Here is a 17,513-nt window from a genome sequence, read left to right as displayed (position 1 = left end):
CCTATGTAAATTTTTATAAAATTAAGTAATTAATAAAGGCTTGAATTTTAGGATCATAAACATTAGGGATTCTTTCATAGTCTAAAAATAATGCCGCATCAGCAATATTCCAAGAAATATGACCTATTAAAAGCATGATTAACAAAGTACGGGATAGAGTAATTCGCAAATATGGTTCACATAGTGATTTTTCCCAATCCACTTCTTCTATTGTTTCTAACAATAGTGAAATACAGAATCTACGTTTTATATCGAGAATATCAAGATAATAATAAAAATTGGGAAAATAGTTTTGTTTTTTCTGTATTTCCCAAAGTCTTGATCGAGCCTGTGTCAGTATACGTTCTAGAGGTACATTGAAATTCATGGTTAAAACTTCATGATCATATAATTTATTTTGCAGGTATTTTTTGATGTATTCATTTCTATCTATTTCTGAATGAGCTAAGTATGAATCATTAGGAATTTTCGTTTTTATCTCAAAATCAAAGAGTTGTCCAGAATTTAATAATAATAGTTTATCTTCTAAACCTACTTTTTTCAGCCCCTCCACAACTACAGAACCATCGGGTGGATGAGGCAAATACTGATTTAAACCAGAACGTGAACCAGCAATTATATACTGATCTGCAAAAGGCATAGCATAATTGGGTTGTAATATTTTCACTGTATTTACAAATAAATCTAAGCCTTGTTGAAAAATCCGTTCTTTCTCTTTGATTTTTTCTATATGAGAAAGGTTTGTATAGCAAGCAGGATAACCAGAACCACCAGCATAAGGAAGTAATGCTAGATCAACTTGAGCATATTTTTCTTGAATGTATTTTAAACCTTCATTATATGGTGGACAGTCATTAGCATTGTAAATAATAAAATTATCCCACTTAATAATTATTGCTGAATCAATTAGATAATTAAGTTCATGATTAGGATCAGCTTCTATCATATCTACCCATAAATTAGAAGCGATTTGAGTTGGTGTGTGTGGTTTAATCAGGTGAATTTTATTAAATTTAAAGCCGTGTGTATCCAAGAATTTAGCAACAAAATTTGGTTGTCTATCCATCAGGATAATTTCAGCATCCCTATTTAAATATTGGATAGTTCCTGCCGCACAATGATCTTCATGTATGTGTGATATATAAAGATAGTCAATTCTACCAATATCCTTCATGCTAACTTGCAGGGGAGGATAATGATACCAAGCTCCATGAAAGATACCATCATTCAGCCAAGGATCAAACATTATGCGTTTATTATTGTGTTCAATAATTGCAGTTGCACCACCTATATTTAACAGTTTCATGTTTACCCCCTTACTGCATAAGCTGTTATTTGACGACCCAAGTTAATATCTGCTAAAGATTGGTATAATTTATCTAAGGTTTCTTTGTGGCCAGTTTTTCTAAGATTCATTTCAAAAGCCATACGACGTTCATGGCATTTTCGCCCTAATTGGCTATCTTTAACATAATTATCACCAAATAATAAAAACATCTCTATTGGAAAAGAAGATTTAGTTAACTTAACTTCATATCCTAATCCCACAAGCAGTCTACATAGTGTATCCTTACTAAAATAATTTAAATGCCCTGGTGGTGCTATCCACCAATCTTCTAATTTATGTGTATTTCTACCTGCTAATTGAAAAGCGTTAAATTCATTAGGAACATCAATAATCAGCACACCTTTGGTTTTTAATAGCTTATCTCTTATTTCACGTAAAGTCGCCACTGGATCTGCTAAGTGTTCCAAAACATTTAAGAGAGTAACTACATCAAATTTATGTCCTTCAAAAACATCCATTTTTTCCATACCGGCGGTAATCACATTTAGTCCATTTTTACTGGCATAAGCTACAGCTTCTGGGGCTGGATCGAATCCATAACATAACATTCCCTGTTGTTGAAAATAAAACAGTGCTTGTCCCCATCCACAACCAATATCTAAGATTTTTTTACCAGTTAAACTTTCTCCTGTAATTTCAGTAAGAGTGATACACATATCATTTCTATTTGCATCTAACCACTCTTTATCTAAAAGTTGTACTTCCAAAGCCGAGTCATTAAATTTAGGGTAAGCATTATAAAATTCAGCAGCATAAAATTGAGTAATTTCTTCTGCACTAGGAGTTGGTTTGATTTGCAAAAATCCATATTCAGGATTAGGCTCAAGTTTGTATTTTGTATGATCCATTGTTGTTATTATGCTTATAAGAGGGTGTTTGAAAAGTTTTGAGGGGTAAAATTTTATGCTAATCGCCTCACCATGATCCGGATCATGGCAAGGTAAATAAAAGTCTCTGATGTTTCCGGTAATAATTCATAATCTCTGACCAATCGACGACACCCCATCAGCCAGCCGAAAGTGCGTTCTACGACGAGAGAGCTTTTTGAGTAAGACAAACCCCTTAGTTTGCTCTGGTCGCAGCACCACCTGCACAATCCAACGACAAATGTCCATGACCCACATCATGAAAGCTGGACCATCAAACCCACCATCAGTCCAAATAGTCGTCAAGCGAGAAACCTGAGATCCCATCCCTTTGACGCGCTTGATTACTTGTTTGCCGCCAGATCGCTCTGGCACATTGGCGGCGGTGACTAACACCCGCAGAATCAATCCCAATGTATCAACGGTCATAAACCGCTTCCGCCCTTTGATTTGTTTGCCCGCGTCATATCCTACTTCCTGACTCACCATCGCCGCACTTTTTACACTTTGACTATCGATTATGGCGAATGATGGACTGGGATAGCGTTCCGCTTCGATTCTCGTACATTCTCGCAAACTGTCATGAATTTTCACCCAAGTTCCGTCTCTGCGCCAGTTGCGAAAATAAGTATATACAGTTTGCCAGGCTGGAAAGTCCCCAGGCAACGCCCGCCATTGCACCCCTTCTAGCAAGACATAAAAAATCGCGTTCATGACTTTCCACATATCGACTTCACGCTTGCGACCACCTTTTTTGGCTTCTGGAATCATGTCACTCAACAATTCATATTGGGCGTGAGTCAAATTACTGGGGTATGCTTTACTCATGTTACTCTCTCAGTGCTGTGTTCTTTCTATTCACAGCTTACACTGGGAGAGCTTTTTTACTCACTCACCGACTTTTCAAACACCCTCTAAAACATTGAATTGCATGATATCAATTAGAATTTTGGATATATTGTAATGTTTTTTCCCAGCCTAAGTTAGCAATTATATCAATAATTGATAAATGACTAACAAACTCCTGTTGTTTAAGTTGTGGATAAGGTATGGGTTCAAACTTTTGAAATAAAAGACGTACTGAAGAATTATTAAAATTACCATCTTGTAATAAGTATTCAGATGCTCCTAACGGACTCAAATACTCATCACAACCAAAATGGTTACAAATTTTGATCAAGCGTTCAGAACGTTGTCCATGAATATTTAATTCACTTGAGAAAAAAATATGTGCTGATAATTCTAGTTTATTTACAACAGCTTGAATAATTTTTGTATTCAAACTTAACAAAGATTTGATTTTTGTATCTAAAATTATTTCTACTAATTTTAAAATTTCATTTCTATATATATGTTTATTGTAAGCGTGTCTAATTAATTCAAATTGTTTGTTTCTCCAATTTCGTTGATCGTTGATTTGAATATTGTTAATATATTCACCAAGATATAGTCTTTGTGTTGGTACTGTTATCCAATGAACTTGTCCATTAAGCAAAATTCTGTTACGATTTTGCCAAGAGCTTTTTTCAAACTGGACATCATCTAAAAAAACAAACACATCAGATTGAGAAATCAAGTTAAAATAACCAGCCCAAGGCATATATGTTGGTTGCATAATTACGCATTTCAATTTTTTATTTCCTCAATTTCAAAAATAAACATTACTGATACTCGCTGTTTAATATTCCCATTAGTATAACATTTTCATATTTACCATTGCACCAATATTGCTGTCTCAATATGCCTTCTTGAATAAATCCAATAGACTGATAACATCTAATAGCATTAACATTAGACTCTAAAACTTTTAAACATATTTTATGCAAATTTATCCCCATAAATCCATAATTTAAAATTAGTTTAATAACCTCTTTGCCAAAACCTTGACCTCTATATTCACTATCTCCAATATATATTCCTAAATCAGCAGTAGCACTGATCCAATCAATAAACATTAATCTAACGATGCCAATACAATCATCTGTATTTAGTATAAAAATTCCAAATAAAATTTGATTTTTATCACTTTGATTGTTTTTTAACCAATTTTCAACTTGAGTTTTATTTACAGGTAATGGATGAGCCATAACCAAGTTTCCTAATTGAAAATCGTTCTTCCAAATATATATTTTATCTAAATTTTCCAATTCTAAGTTTTTTAGATAAATTCGCGTGCCATTGATATTAGTTAGTTTATTCATTTTACACATTTTCCATATTGACAATTTCATTTTTTATTGATTCAAAAATTAGGTGAGAACTAGATGAGATATTAAGCATTTTACAGTTTGAACTCATTTGAGTAAGAAGATTTGGGTTGTTCAATAATTTGATAATTTCATCACTTAATTCTTGAATATTAACATTTTCGTGCCAACCTAAATTAATAATAACACCTTTTTTACCTAAATCTTGCAGTGATTCTATTTGATTAGTAGCAATTTCTATGGTTACTGTTGGCAATTCTAAAAAACAACGTTCCCATGTATTTGTACCACCTGAAGCTAATGCTAAGTCAGCTTTTGCGATTAAATCAGCCATATTATTAACTTGGCAATAAAAATTTGTATTCGGCATCTGATTGCAAAATGTTCTCACCAATTCTTTATGTTGATTAGACTCTCCAACTACAACATTAACAGTGATATTTGGTCTATTGATTAGCTGAATAGCCTTTAATGCTTTTAATGTTTGATTGTTTGGATCACTACCACCAAAAAATACTAAAATTTGCTGAATATTGCCATCGCGTGTACGCAATGTTTTTTTTACTTCTCTAAATTCCTCCCGTAATAAAACATACTTTAACCCCAGCATTTTTTTACAATTATTTTTTACTAAATTATCGTAACGTATTTCATAATTGTTATAAAAATTTTGGTCTAACAATAAATCACAATCATGATGACGATTGGCTAAATCATCTATGACCATCAAGTTTTGAATATATGGTCTAATTTTCAATTCCCACTGATAATCTAGTCCATAATGATCAACAATCAACCAAGATATTTCTTTTGGTTTTGCTTTCAGAAAAGCTGTGGTTTCCTCTGCATCAATTTTCCAATCTACATCTAAATTAATACTTGAAATATCATTATGAAGCTGATAGACATCAAAACCTTTTTGTTGAATTAAATTTTCTAAACTTCCAGGTAAACTACGGACAATGAAAGTAATATCATGGCTGATTTTGTGTAATTGTTCAGCCAACACTAGACACCGCATTAGATGTCCTGTCCCTATTTGACTAGATGAGTCCACGCGGAAAACAAAAGACATAATATGTTCACCTAACTTTAAATAATGGTTCTAAAGTCTGACATTGAAGATATTTTTCTAGAAGGCAATTATCTACAGCATCTTTTAAAATTGGAAATACTTCTCCATATACAGCTAATAATCTCTCCACTTCTACATCATTGTGAGCATAACTGATATTGTGGCTACCAAGAGTCAAAATACCACGTTTAAATACCTCTTGTAAAAACAGGGTTTTGATCTGTAATTGTGTGTAAACTTCGAGATTATTAATTAAGATAAATGACCAAGTTGGATGACCAGATATAGAGAAAATATGATCAACATCATAATAATTAATTAAGTTTTTCAAGCCAGTTACAACTTTATCTCCTTGTTCTTTAATTTTTTCTAAAACGGGCAATTTTTGTAATTTATTCATTGTTGCTAAAGCAGCCGCTAAAGAAAGTGTTTCACCTCCAAAAGTAAAAGAGAAAAAGATTTCTTCCATTAATTTCATAATATCTGCTTTACCAGCTACGGCAGAAATAGGATAACCATTGGCTAAACCTTTGCCAAAAGTAGCCAAATCAGGTATTACGCCAAAATATTCTTGCGCTCCCCCTTTAGCAACACGAAATCCAGTTACAGTTTCATCAAAAATTAAAATAGCATTATGTTGATGTGTTAAATCCTGAACTTTTTCTAAAAAATTATCTTTTGGAGGAAATACATTCATGGGTTCTAAAATCACAGCCGCTATCTGATCAGGATATTGTTGAAATATTTGATGTAATGACTCTATATCGTTATAAATAAAGGTGTGAGTTAATTTTTGAACTTCCACTGGTACACCTAAATTTCTGGCTGTTGAACCAATATACCAATCATGCCAACCATGATAACCACATACTGCTACATGATCTTTTTTTGTATAAGCTCTAGCTAAACGTATTGCTCCTGTTGTGGCATCTGATCCATTTTTACCAAATCGCACCATTTCCGCGCAGGGAACTATCTCAATTAATTTTTCTGCTACCTGCATTTCAATGGGATGAGGTAAAGAAAAAATTACGCCATCTTCTATTTGTTCTCTGACTGCTGCTGTTACATCTGGGTCATTATATCCTAATGTAATGGCTGCTAATCCATTAATAAAATCAATATATTCGTTATTATCTACATCCCAAACATGACTTCCCAATCCTTTTGTAATAAAATAGGGAGAAACACCAAAGGGATATTGAGTTTTACTTTTACTAAAAGTTTGGCTACCTAGAGGAATAGTCTCCAGCGCCCTAGCTAATAAATTTTCCGAATTTTGATAACGATGGTTCATATTTTTACCTATTTTTTATTACTATTTATTACTAAGTTACTTGGAAAATAATTGATCTTTAAGTAAAGATTTGGCAAATCCTTCATTACGTTGATAACAGGTATTATAACTTTTGAGTTCAGGATATTTACCGTATAAATCTAAAATATCTTGAGTGGTAAAGTTAGGATTTGTGGGATATAAATATTCATAAATTTGATTAACTAATTCAAAATCTAGGGGTTCATCCACTGTCCAACGTAATTCTGATATGTCAATATTATTTTTATAACTACCCAGTTTAAACTGTTCTGGTTGTTGATGAATAAATGATGTAACGTGTTCTCTTTGAGATGGTAAATATGCTTGTTTCCAGGCTAATTGTAAACATGGAAAACGGCATATTTCCACATCTAAACCATCGGGATAGGTAGGTTCAATGGCATTACTGGTATAGTCAAAATATCCTGCTAAATGAAATTTAATGACTTTATCTATTAAATAGGGATCAGTCAGAGGACAATCACCTGTTAATCTTACAATATGTTCTGGTTGTTTGGGTTTAGCACTTTGATAAAATCTATCTAAGACATCATCCAGATTTCCTCTGAAAATTTCTATGTTGATTTGTTGACATAATTCAACTAGGGGATTATCAGTTATATGATCACTGGTAGCTAGGATTAAATGATCAATTAATTTAGCTTTTTGTAATCTTTCAATTTGTCTGATAATCATTGGTAAACCCAGGATGGGTTTGAGAACTTTTCCCGGAAGTCTGGAGGAAGAAACACGAGCTTGTAAAATAGCTAATATCATGGAACTTCTGGATAAAAGTTTTGTAAGGACTTTTGTAAGACAGTAAATACCCATTGTGAAGATGAATCGAGTAAATTTATGGATATATCCTTCTGACCATAATTACAGGCGATTCTTGCAACTTCTCTATATATTCCCATTGATTTAAATATTTGGCTGTAGTCTTGTTTATAAGTGTAAATGTTTTCTTCCGGTAAGTGATGATATTTGCGACACTGTTGAAAGTCAGGCAAAAAATCTCCAATAATTAAAGTACCTCCATCACTCGTTACTCGGTCAATTTCCGCTATTGATTTTGCTAAAGATTGCCGATCTATACAACATAAGACACCGCATACAAGAACTAAATCAAAATTGTCTTGAATGGGAATATCTGCTAATAAACTATGATATAAACTCAGGTGTGGATAGCGATTTTTGCCATCTTGAATGGCATCTTTGCTTGCATCTACACCTACTAAATTTGTAATTTCTAACTTTTTACCGACTTTATTTAAGCGCCAACCATTTGCACATCCCAAATCAAGGATATTTTTGATGTCTTTTTTGATCCTGATTAAATCTATTAAATCAGATACCCAATCAGCATCAGTTGGATTATTATCATAATTTTCTAAAGCCTTGGTATTGCGATTAAACCAATTATCGCCTTCTCCCATAAAAAATATAGAATCTTGATTCATGATTAAACTCCTTTGTACCAATTAGTGGGATTTAATATCAATTCATTATCAAAAAAATATTTATCAAAATCTTTGAATTGAATTTGATTTATATTTGTACCATCAAGTATTTCTTGAAGATGATGGCAATTATTAACACCAACTATTGCATAATCTACCTCCTTTAATCCTAAAACAAATGCCAAAGATACTTGAAGAGATGAAAGACCTAAATTTGCTATATCATGATGATAATAACTCAAGTGGTCTTTGATTGGTTCAAAGAAGACTGATAATGTATTAAAATTCATCAATAATAAACCTTGTAAAAATATAGAACGTGCATGAATTTCTACACCTAAATGTTTAAGTTTTGATAAATGACCACTTTTTATTAACCGTTGGTCTAATACATTAAGCGGTAGTTGGATGATATCTATTGCATAATTAGCAATGATTTTATCTATTTGTTGACTATTATAAACAGAAACTCCAATCTTTTTGATTAATCCTTGTTTTTTCAAAGATTGCATTTTCTCTATCAATAAATGACCATTTGTAGTTAAAACATCATCAGCGCGATGAATTAATAAAGCATAAATTGATGATTTTTGTAGTTTTTCTAAAGATTGATGTAAGGTATTTTCTAGTAAATCAGTATCATTAATAGTAATATTTTCTTGAGAAAATTGAGGAGTTTTGCTAACAATAGTAAAATTATGTTTATGGTTAATTGTTTGCCCTAAAACTTCTTCACTTGTACTATAAAGATGGGCAGTATCTATCAGACTAACTCCGTTTTTATGTGCTAATTCTAATATTTTAGCTACTTCTTCTGGTGAGGTTTTTCCCTGTTGATTAGATATGCCATAATCTAAGCCAAATTGTGCTGTTCCTATTCCTAGTTTCATATTAAAATCTCTAGAATTTTTTTGGCTATCATATTTTGATTTGCTTCAGTTAAACCATAATATAAAGGTAGAGAAATTGCCTCCTGATAATACTTTTCTGAATTGATAAAATCTCCTTGTTTAAATCCTAATTGTTGATAATAAGGTTGAGTATGTACAGGAATATAATGTAAATTTACCCCTATTCCACTTTGACGTAACTCCTCAAAAATCTGTCTATGACTTTTATTAATTTTATCGACTTTTAACCGAATAACATATAGATGCCAACTAGAATTTGTATCTGGATGTTGCCAAGGTAATATTAAAGGTAAATCTTTTAATAATTCATGATATCTATTTGCTAAAAAACGACGATGTTTAACAAACTCATCTAAACGATTCATTTGACTAACACCTAACGCTGCTTGAATATCAGTTATCCGGTAGTTAAAGCCTAATTCCAATTGTTGATAATACCAAGCGCCGTGAGATTCACTTGGCATTAAATCAGGATTTCTGGTAATTCCATGACTTCGCAATCTAATTAACTTTTGATATAATTCTTCCTGATTTGTTAACACCATTCCACCTTCACCAGTGGTAATAATCTTCACGGGATGAAAGCTAAAAACTGTCAGATCAGAAAATTCACAACAACCAACAGGTTTTCCTTGATATTTTCCCCCAATAGCATGAGAAGCATCTTCAATAATTTTAAAATTATACTGTTTTGATAAAGTATAAATTTTATCCATCTCACAAGATTGTCCTGCAAAATGCACAGGTATAACTACTTTAGGTAAATAACCTTTTGTATCAGCCAAAACTAATTTATTTTCTAATTCTTCTATACTTAAATTATATGTGTTTGCATCAATATCCACAAAATCAACTTTTGCACCACAATATAACCCACAATTAGCGGAAGCAACAAAGGTATTTGGTGAAGTCCAAAGTATATCTCCTGTACCTAAATTAGCAACTAAACAAGCAATATGTAATGCTGCTGTTGCACTAGAAACAGCTACTGCATATTTTGTTCCACAATAATTAGCAACTGACTTCTCAAACCTTTCTATACTTGGTCCTTGGGTAATCCAATCTGAACGCAAAACTTCTACTACAGCGTCAATATCTGCTTGATTTATATCTTGTCTTCCATAGGGAATATAGTTACTCATAGTTTCAGAATATCTAACAATTGAAAGGGTGTCAGCCATTCTGTATTGGTTTCTGAACTATACTCAAAACCTTCAGGAACTGGCACTCCTTTTTCACCTAAAGTATTACAGGTATAATCAACACTGTGACTATATTCAATAGTAGGTTGAATCAAATAATGATCAGTAAATTCTAAAGCTAAATGAGCAGATTCTTTAGAAAACATTGCTTCATGTAATTTTTCCCCTGGTCTAATTCCAATAATTTTAGTTGGTATTCCTGGTGCTAAAGCTTCTGCTAAATCAGTCATTTTCATGGAAGGAATTTTAGGAACAAATATTTCTCCTCCCTGCATTCTTTGAAAACTATCCAATACTAAATCTACTGCTTGTTGAAGAGTAATCCAAAAGCGTGTCATGCGGGGGTCTGTAATCGGAATTTCTGTAGCTTTTTCTTGAATCAGCTTTTGGAAAAAGGGAACAACAGAACCTCTTGAACCAACTACATTTCCATAACGAACAACAGAAAACCGGGTTTTCATGTCCCCAGCAATATTATTAGCAGCTACAAAAAGTTTATCAGCCGCTAACTTTGTTGCGCCGTAAAGATTAATAGGATTAACTGCTTTATCTGTGGAAAGAGCAATTACTTTTTTTACTCCTTGTTCCAGGGCAACATTAATAACATTATTAGCCCCATTAATATTAGTTTTAATACATTCCATTGGGTTATATTCAGCCGCTGGAATTTGTTTTAAAGCCGCAGCATGAACTACATAGTCAACTCCTCGGAAAGCTAACTTTAAGCGATCGCTATCTCGCACATCTCCAATAAAATAGCGCATGGATGGTGAGTTAAACTCTTGGAACATCTCATATTGCTTTAATTCATCCCGTGAATAGACTATAATTTTATGCGGCTGATATTTACTCAAGATTGTCTTGACAAATTGCTTGCCAAACGAGCCTGTACCACCAGTTATGAGAATAGATTTATCATTAAACATTTATTCGCCTGTGCCAAAAACTGCTTAGAGAAAATTAACTTTTTCTCCTGTGTGACTAAGAAATACTAATTAGTCTATTTTTGACTATTTGGTAATTGCTCCCCCACTCTACTTCTTCACATCCCCCAACACAGTCTTATAATCTTGTCTGTCAGGATGTAACTTAACCAACCTTTCCCTTTCCATGAGTGCGATCGCTTCGCTCACTGTAGGTATCCATCCTTAAATTACCCCCCATATCCGTAGAATACCCACAATCCCCAAAAATGTATCATTTCCTATATATGTTAATTATTATTTAAATAAATCTTTACAATTAAAATTAGGACTCCTTTTTCTTAAAAAAATACAACATCATTTACTTATCCAGTTTTACTCCCAATTCTCGCAATTTCGCCGCCAATTTATCAGCCCGTTGTTTTTCCTGTTCTGCCCGTTGTTTTTCCTATTCTGCTTGCTCTTCTCCTGTTAACAATAAATTACCATCTAAATCCCACCAACGTAACCACGGCAATTCTACATTTTTATATGTTCCTTGCCAAATTCCCAACTCCACACCCATTTTCTCAATTACATAATGACCTCTTTCATTAGGTGGCATTAGGTAATATTGTCCCTCAACTAAATGATATAATTCTAAAGAGGATTTCTTTTCCTCATAAATTCCATAAAAAGGAACTCTAATGGCTTTTTCATACACCCAAAATTTACCTTGATATGGAGTTGTATCCCTTTCTTCTTTGCCATTACCGGAGACAAATTCAATGACAATTAAAGGAGCAACTAATTCCTGCCACATTACATAAGAACGGCGCATTTGACCATTTAAAGTTGGTGGCACATCAGGAACATAAAACCAATCTGGCGCTTCTGCTCCTTTTTCTGGTGGATCAGTAATCCGCCAATAAATACCGCTATCTTGACCTATGCAAAACTGCTTATCTGGGTGAATTTCCTGTAATTTTGACCAAATTGATTCTGTTAATAAAATACTTTGAGGATGTTCTTGGAAATTCTGACCTACGGTACGCTTCGCTAACACTATCGTTCCATCTTCACAGGGCAATTGAGTATGATCTGGTAACTTTGTTGAAATATCAAGTTTGAGAGTATCCATAATTTCCCATTTTGGAAGAATAGGACTGTGTTCGCTAGGCTATGGCATTACATCCATCTGAACTATATTCTAAGAGCGATACCTACGGTAAGCTACGCTAACGCACTTACTGTGCCATTCTTTTCTTCACATCCGTCAACACAGTCTTATAATCCTGTCTATCAGGATACAGCTTCACCAACTTCTCCATTAGTGCGATCGCACCCTTGATATCCCCCGACTTTAACCGAATAATAGACAACTTCTCCAAAGCTAACTGGTTATTCGGTTCTCTTTGTAAAACCAACTCATATCCCTTGGTCTGTTTCTGCAATTCAGTCTCAGCCGATTGCACTACCACTGGTTGTTTGGGTTTTTCCCAAGCCTGTTTTACAGTATTGAACCCCCCGATCAGTATAGAACCACCGAAGCCGAATAACAAAATATATGTAAAAATTCTTTGCTTTCTTGCAATTTGTTGACGACGTTTCTCTAGGTAATCGTTTTCTGCACTTGCCATAGCTTATATCTGCTGCGGTCAACACTTAGATAACAGCAATATTTCTCTCCTGTTTATGAGATTACCCACAAAATAGCAGAAACGATCATCTTGCTTACCCCCAATCATCAAGACGAGTTGAGTTATATGATTTTGGGTTTGGGATTGAGAATACCTTTCTGTGTCCGGGTTGAAGTGGAACAATCAATAACAATCATTTTTCAAATTGGATTAGCTGCTTACTATATGAAGATTCGCTGACATTTAGCCAATTTTGGTCTATTCCTCATAATTTATAAGTTTGTGGTCGTGATTACCGTACAAAAACCAATTTTTAGTAATAGACCAAAAAGAGTTATGGTATACTGTAGAAGTTAAGACTAGCTTTACCAAACTATAGCGCCCTACGCACCATTAAAAATTCTTAACCGGAAAGCTGTTTTAATCAAGCATTTACCCAAATAAAATCTGAAATACATCGAGGTTATGACTCAGCAAGTAATTCACCCTATGGTGAAATTGCAGCGTAACGTGCAATCACTCGTAGAATCCAATATTATCAAGCCTACCGATAGCATCTGGAAAATTGCCTTACTCTATGGCAATGACTGGCAGCATTGGAAACAGGAACTGCTAGACTTTGGTTTTAGTATGCAAGACCCAATTGCTGACCTCCTAGCTGTGGAAAATTGGGACGAAAATTAAGGGTTGTGGGTTTGGTAACTGAGGACTGGGAAAAGATGGTGGCCAATTACTAATCATCCAGTTAACTACCATATTCTTCTTGATCCTTGTTTTTGTGAATAAATAAAGGACAGTAGCCATTAAGACTTGTTTCTCTCCGGTCTTTTAAAGCTCTGTTCTATTTTAATTTTTTGGCGTTGCAGTCGTTTAAACTATGAGCGATGATCAGGATGCTTTTGGCTTCAGTGTCAGCTGCGCTTCTGAGTTGGTCGCTTCAATTTTAGCGATCGCCAAACATCGCCATCTAAATAAACTGTATCCTAGTCTATAGGTTGCTTTTAGCAATTTAATGCCCACTAGATTCTTCTAGCTAGTGACTGACATTAACGCTTTGGCTAAATCTTGAGCAGTTTGATAACGATCACGTGGTAGAGGTTCAGTTACACACTCAATAACTTCTCGGAGTTGATGTGTAATAGTAGGAACATTTTTAAGTTCAAAGCAAAAACCTCGTCCTCTTTGGCGGAAAAACTTTAAAGGATTTTCCCCTGTAAGTAGAAAAATCAACGTAGGTCCGATCGCATATAAATCCGATTGTATCAAAGGTTGTCCTCTTTCCTGTTCAGGAGCGCAATAACCTTCAGCGCCGATTCTTGTACCTGGTGCGGTTCCTGTTTCCTTAACAGCCCCAAAATCCAATACCACGATCCGATTATTAGCACTCCTGACCATCAAATTAGCAGGTTTAATATCACGGTGAATCAGTGGTGGTTCTTGGCCATGGAGATATTCTAAAATATCACAGGTTTGAATCATCCAAGCGATCGCTTGATTAGGTGTAACAGGGCCAGTGTTATATATCCGTTTTTCTAAATCCTGTCCATGAATTAATTCCATTCCCAAATATTTTTTACCACCTTCGACAAAAAAGTCGTAATACTTAGGAATTCCCGGATAATTCAGACATTTAAGAGTATTCGCTTCCCGTTCAAATAACTCTTGTGCTTTGGCGATTTTAGCCATATCCGCGTTCATCTGCTTTAACACCAACAACTGCGGCACTCCCGTACTCAAGCCTGTATCATCCCAAGCTAGGTAAGTAGTACCCATTCCTCCCTGTCCCAGAATTCTCAAAATCTGATAATGACGAATTCGCTGGAGAACAGTCAGCGGTTGACCACAATGAACACAAAATATATTATTTGGCGAGTTTCCTTCATGAGTACAACGAGAAACAGAGAGATTTTCCGTTTCCTGGTGTATGGGCTGCCAAGGCGCAACAGTCGGTTCTGGTATATCCTGAAGTTGGAATTTGAGTATGGGTCCACCCTGTGCTAATTGCAGGAGGGAATTATCTGGTAATGTACTTTTTGTTACCAGAACACCATTAAGAAAAGTACCATTTGTCCCTTGACTAATCACCTGCCAAGCATCACCCTTTCTACCAGTACCGAATTGTTTAAGTTCGAGATGATAGCGAGAGACTAAACTATCATTTAAAACAACGTGATTATCCACCGCTCTACCAATACGAATCATGGTAGAACCCTCAAAGCGCCACTGGTTAAGGGGCGTTTTATGTTGCGTGTCTAACAGGGTCAGAGTAACCACAAGAAAGCCTAAGAGTTAAGAAATGGAAATTGTTAATGCCAACTTTGCTGATTTGGAGAAACCTTTACCCGTATCAGTATACCTGTAATGTTGTCGTGGCCATTATGTTCGTTTGCTAAATCAATCAAGTCGCTAAGACCTGATTCCAGATTAGTGCCAGAACTTAGCAGAGGTTCTAGATGAGTCTGCCAATAATTTTCTACTAAATCATTATCTGATAAACCGTCCGAAGCTAACAGCAGCAAAGTATCTTCACAGATTTCAAAAAAATCTACCTCTGGATGGACGAAATTTGCATCTCGTGGACCAAGAGCTTGGGTGAGTTGATAGGCATCTGGACGAGCATAAGCAATAGTAAATTCTACACCTTTGGCTATTTCCCGCTGGCCAACTTCGTGATCTACAGTTATTTGTTCTAGTCCACGTTTGTGTGTGTAACGATAAAGACGACTATCACCGACATGAGCGACTGCGGCTTTGGTATTATGCATTAATAACATCACCAAGGTAGTACCCATGCGTCCCACACCAGAACGTAGTCCTTGTTGATTGAGATTGTAGATCGTCTCATTAGCTAAGAAAACTGCTTTTTGGATAGTTTCTGCGGTGGGGAGTTCTGCTGTTACCCAGTTTTCTTGAAAGTATTGTCGCAGAGTATTGACAGCTAACTCACTGGCTACTTCACCACCAGCGTGTCCTCCCATACCATCACACAAAATATACAAACCTCGTGCTTGCAAATTCCGATTTCTGGGCAATTCCAGTTTTTGCTGTTTGCTGTCAATACCAAAATAGTCTTCATTGTGATTGCGTTGACGACCAACGTCAGTGCGTCCTGTATTTTCCACACTCCTTAACTGCATTGACAATATAATTGTTGGTGCATCTTCGTTTTTGTCGGTTTCATCACCATCATCATCATCTTGCAATATGGTGGATGCAGAGGGATATTTTGCTTCTGTAGAACTAAAATCACGATGGGCAGATAGTTCTAGTTCTGTGGCTATTTCTTCCAATCGCGATCGCAATTCTTCCAAGTTTTCAATCTTACCAATTTCTAAATCCTCCAACATCTGTACAACTGAACCAATTTGAGTGCGTTGGGACTGTTTACATAAAGTCTGCCAAACCCGTCCTAAAGCCTTAATAGTTAAGGGTTGCTCCCCATCTTCTGATAAATTACTCCCTGGTGTTTCCAGATACAACCGTTGTAGTCCTAGTGTTTGATCCTCATCCAGTCGCAAATTAGATAATTCCAACAAACTTTGGCGACAATTCACCCGTTCCAGCACCCCCCAAAGGTGAATCATCTGATAACACCAGTGCAAAATTTGTAAAGGATGGGTTGTCTGATCTTGCCATGCATCCAATAACAACTGCCAATGAGAACGGTCTTCCAGCAAAATTACCTGTATATTATCTTGCTGCCATGCGTCGTGAATTAGTGGTATTCCCGGTATAGTCTCTGGTTGTAATAATACATAAGCTTTAGCTAAATTAGGAATTCCAATCACACTTAGGGATGGAACAATCAATCCATTTGGTTGATTTTCTAGCATCGCCTCAATAGGTGATATTTGATAGGGTTGGCAATCTAAAACCCTAACTTTAACTTCAGTATTAGTCGCCATCACCTCTGGATTTGGTAATGGTGCCAGCAACTGATAGCGTTGTTCTCGATCTAAAAATAAGCCTACCGCAAATTGTGGCTGAGAGTTGATATTTCCCTGTGTTATTGCATCCCCAAATTCTGAAACGATAACAGGTGTTTCTTGGGCAATAATTGCCCACCAAATTGTGCCGCATTCTGCACCACAGCTTTGACAGTATTGTGTATCTAAAGAAACTTCGCAGCCACATTCATGACAAGTCCTATGAGTTAAAGACGTGCCACAATTTTGACAAAACTTGTTGTCATTGGGGTTTTCAAATTGACAGTGAGGGCAAATCAGCATAGTAGAAATTCCTTGATTTTCCTTCTAAGATGCTTATAGCCACTAGGATTCAAAGTGCCATAATTAGCTAACCCTGATTACAGTGGATATACAAGAGAATATGGATTCACCACGGAAGATCGGTGACAGTATTAATTGTAAATGCCAATAGATATTCTTACGAATCATTAAGAATAACCATAGTCCGTGGATCAAAAATTTGTCGGTGGAAATAGGTTCTGGGGAAGATATTTTGGTATTTTTTGGTATTTTCAAAGCATATTTTAGATAAATACTACCTTGTAGATGGTATATTCTTCACTTTCCTAGCTCTAAATAACTTTATAATTCATTCATCCTGGTCTTTTCCCACAAT

The 17,513-nt window shown here is 35.1% G+C and carries 15 protein-coding genes and 2 pseudogenes; 1 reads left to right on the top strand and 16 read right to left on the bottom strand.

Features of this window, described 5'->3' with window-relative positions; all coding sequences use genetic code 11:
* Positions 1 to 13: 13 nt before the first annotated feature.
* The 14 genes and pseudogenes from ACLLO5_RS26120 to ACLLO5_RS26055 all read right to left on the bottom strand — a co-directional run bounded on the left by ACLLO5_RS26120 (position 14) and on the right by ACLLO5_RS26055 (position 12,929).
* Positions 14 to 1,306: an MBL fold metallo-hydrolase gene (locus ACLLO5_RS26120; RefSeq protein ID WP_413173378.1), complete on the bottom strand. Its 1,293-nt coding sequence runs from the start codon at positions 1,304 to 1,306 to the stop codon at positions 14 to 16.
* Positions 1,307 to 1,308: 2 nt separating this feature from the next.
* A complete protein-coding gene (locus ACLLO5_RS26115; protein WP_413173377.1) occupies positions 1,309 to 2,196 on the bottom strand; it encodes a class I SAM-dependent methyltransferase in 888 nt (295 codons plus the stop codon).
* Between the two features lie 53 nt (positions 2,197 to 2,249).
* A pseudogene (locus tag ACLLO5_RS26110) lies at positions 2,250 to 3,042 on the bottom strand (IS5 family transposase).
* Between the two features lie 109 nt (positions 3,043 to 3,151).
* A complete protein-coding gene (locus ACLLO5_RS26105) occupies positions 3,152 to 3,829 on the bottom strand; it encodes a WbqC family protein (RefSeq protein ID WP_413173376.1) in 678 nt (225 codons plus the stop codon).
* A gap of 46 nt (positions 3,830 to 3,875) precedes the next feature.
* A complete protein-coding gene (locus ACLLO5_RS26100) occupies positions 3,876 to 4,415 on the bottom strand; it encodes a GNAT family N-acetyltransferase (protein ID WP_413173375.1) in 540 nt (179 codons plus the stop codon).
* A 1-nt stretch (position 4,416) separates the two neighbouring features.
* The gene (gene pseG / locus ACLLO5_RS26095; protein WP_413173374.1) at positions 4,417 to 5,496 is read right to left on the bottom strand and encodes a UDP-2,4-diacetamido-2,4,6-trideoxy-beta-L-altropyranose hydrolase; all 1,080 of its coding nucleotides are present in this window, start codon (positions 5,494 to 5,496) and stop codon (positions 4,417 to 4,419) included.
* 7 nt (positions 5,497 to 5,503) lie between these two features.
* Positions 5,504 to 6,793, bottom strand: coding sequence for an aminotransferase class III-fold pyridoxal phosphate-dependent enzyme (locus ACLLO5_RS26090; protein WP_413173373.1), 1,290 nt, complete (start codon positions 6,791 to 6,793; stop codon positions 5,504 to 5,506).
* A 36-nt stretch (positions 6,794 to 6,829) separates the two neighbouring features.
* On the bottom strand, positions 6,830 to 7,591 hold the full coding sequence (locus ACLLO5_RS26085; protein WP_413173372.1) for a cytidylyltransferase domain-containing protein: 762 nt from the start codon (positions 7,589 to 7,591) through the stop codon (positions 6,830 to 6,832).
* Positions 7,588 to 8,274: a class I SAM-dependent methyltransferase gene (locus ACLLO5_RS26080; RefSeq protein WP_413173371.1), complete on the bottom strand. Its 687-nt coding sequence runs from the start codon at positions 8,272 to 8,274 to the stop codon at positions 7,588 to 7,590. The genes ACLLO5_RS26085 and ACLLO5_RS26080 overlap by 4 nt, the downstream gene beginning before the upstream one ends.
* A 2-nt stretch (positions 8,275 to 8,276) precedes the next feature.
* On the bottom strand, positions 8,277 to 9,164 hold the full coding sequence (locus ACLLO5_RS26075; RefSeq protein WP_413173370.1) for an aldo/keto reductase: 888 nt from the start codon (positions 9,162 to 9,164) through the stop codon (positions 8,277 to 8,279).
* The gene (gene pseC, locus ACLLO5_RS26070; RefSeq protein ID WP_413173369.1) at positions 9,161 to 10,327 is read right to left on the bottom strand and encodes a UDP-4-amino-4,6-dideoxy-N-acetyl-beta-L-altrosamine transaminase; all 1,167 of its coding nucleotides are present in this window, start codon (positions 10,325 to 10,327) and stop codon (positions 9,161 to 9,163) included. The genes ACLLO5_RS26075 and pseC overlap by 4 nt, the downstream gene beginning before the upstream one ends.
* Positions 10,324 to 11,313, bottom strand: coding sequence for a UDP-N-acetylglucosamine 4,6-dehydratase (inverting) (gene pseB, locus ACLLO5_RS26065; RefSeq protein WP_413173368.1), 990 nt, complete (start codon positions 11,311 to 11,313; stop codon positions 10,324 to 10,326). Before pseB ends, pseC begins: the two co-directional genes overlap by 4 nt.
* A 358-nt stretch (positions 11,314 to 11,671) precedes the next feature.
* Positions 11,672 to 12,430, bottom strand: a pseudogene (locus tag ACLLO5_RS26060) (Uma2 family endonuclease).
* 106 nt (positions 12,431 to 12,536) lie between these two features.
* Complete coding sequence (locus tag ACLLO5_RS26055) at positions 12,537 to 12,929, bottom strand: tetratricopeptide repeat protein (RefSeq protein ID WP_413173367.1); 393 nt, start codon at positions 12,927 to 12,929, stop codon at positions 12,537 to 12,539.
* A gap of 465 nt (positions 12,930 to 13,394) precedes the next feature.
* Between ACLLO5_RS26055 and ACLLO5_RS26050 the strand changes: the two genes are divergently transcribed.
* Positions 13,395 to 13,613: a DUF4327 family protein gene (locus tag ACLLO5_RS26050; protein ID WP_413173366.1), complete on the top strand. Its 219-nt coding sequence runs from the start codon at positions 13,395 to 13,397 to the stop codon at positions 13,611 to 13,613.
* Positions 13,614 to 13,958: 345 nt separating this feature from the next.
* On the opposite strand, the gene ACLLO5_RS26045 is transcribed toward ACLLO5_RS26050, so the two are convergent.
* A complete protein-coding gene (locus tag ACLLO5_RS26045) occupies positions 13,959 to 15,203 on the bottom strand; it encodes a protein kinase domain-containing protein (protein WP_413173365.1) in 1,245 nt (414 codons plus the stop codon).
* A gap of 32 nt (positions 15,204 to 15,235) precedes the next feature.
* Positions 15,236 to 17,158, bottom strand: a complete 1,923-nt coding sequence (locus ACLLO5_RS26040; protein ID WP_413173364.1) for a serine/threonine phosphatase — start codon at positions 17,156 to 17,158, stop codon at positions 15,236 to 15,238.
* Positions 17,159 to 17,513 lie beyond the last annotated feature (355 nt).

Source organism: Anabaena azotica SJ-1, assembly GCF_047275885.1.
Classification (GTDB): Bacteria; Cyanobacteriota; Cyanobacteriia; order Cyanobacteriales; family Nostocaceae; genus Trichormus_B; species Trichormus_B azotica_A.
This window is presented reverse-complemented; position numbering and strand designations above follow the sequence as displayed.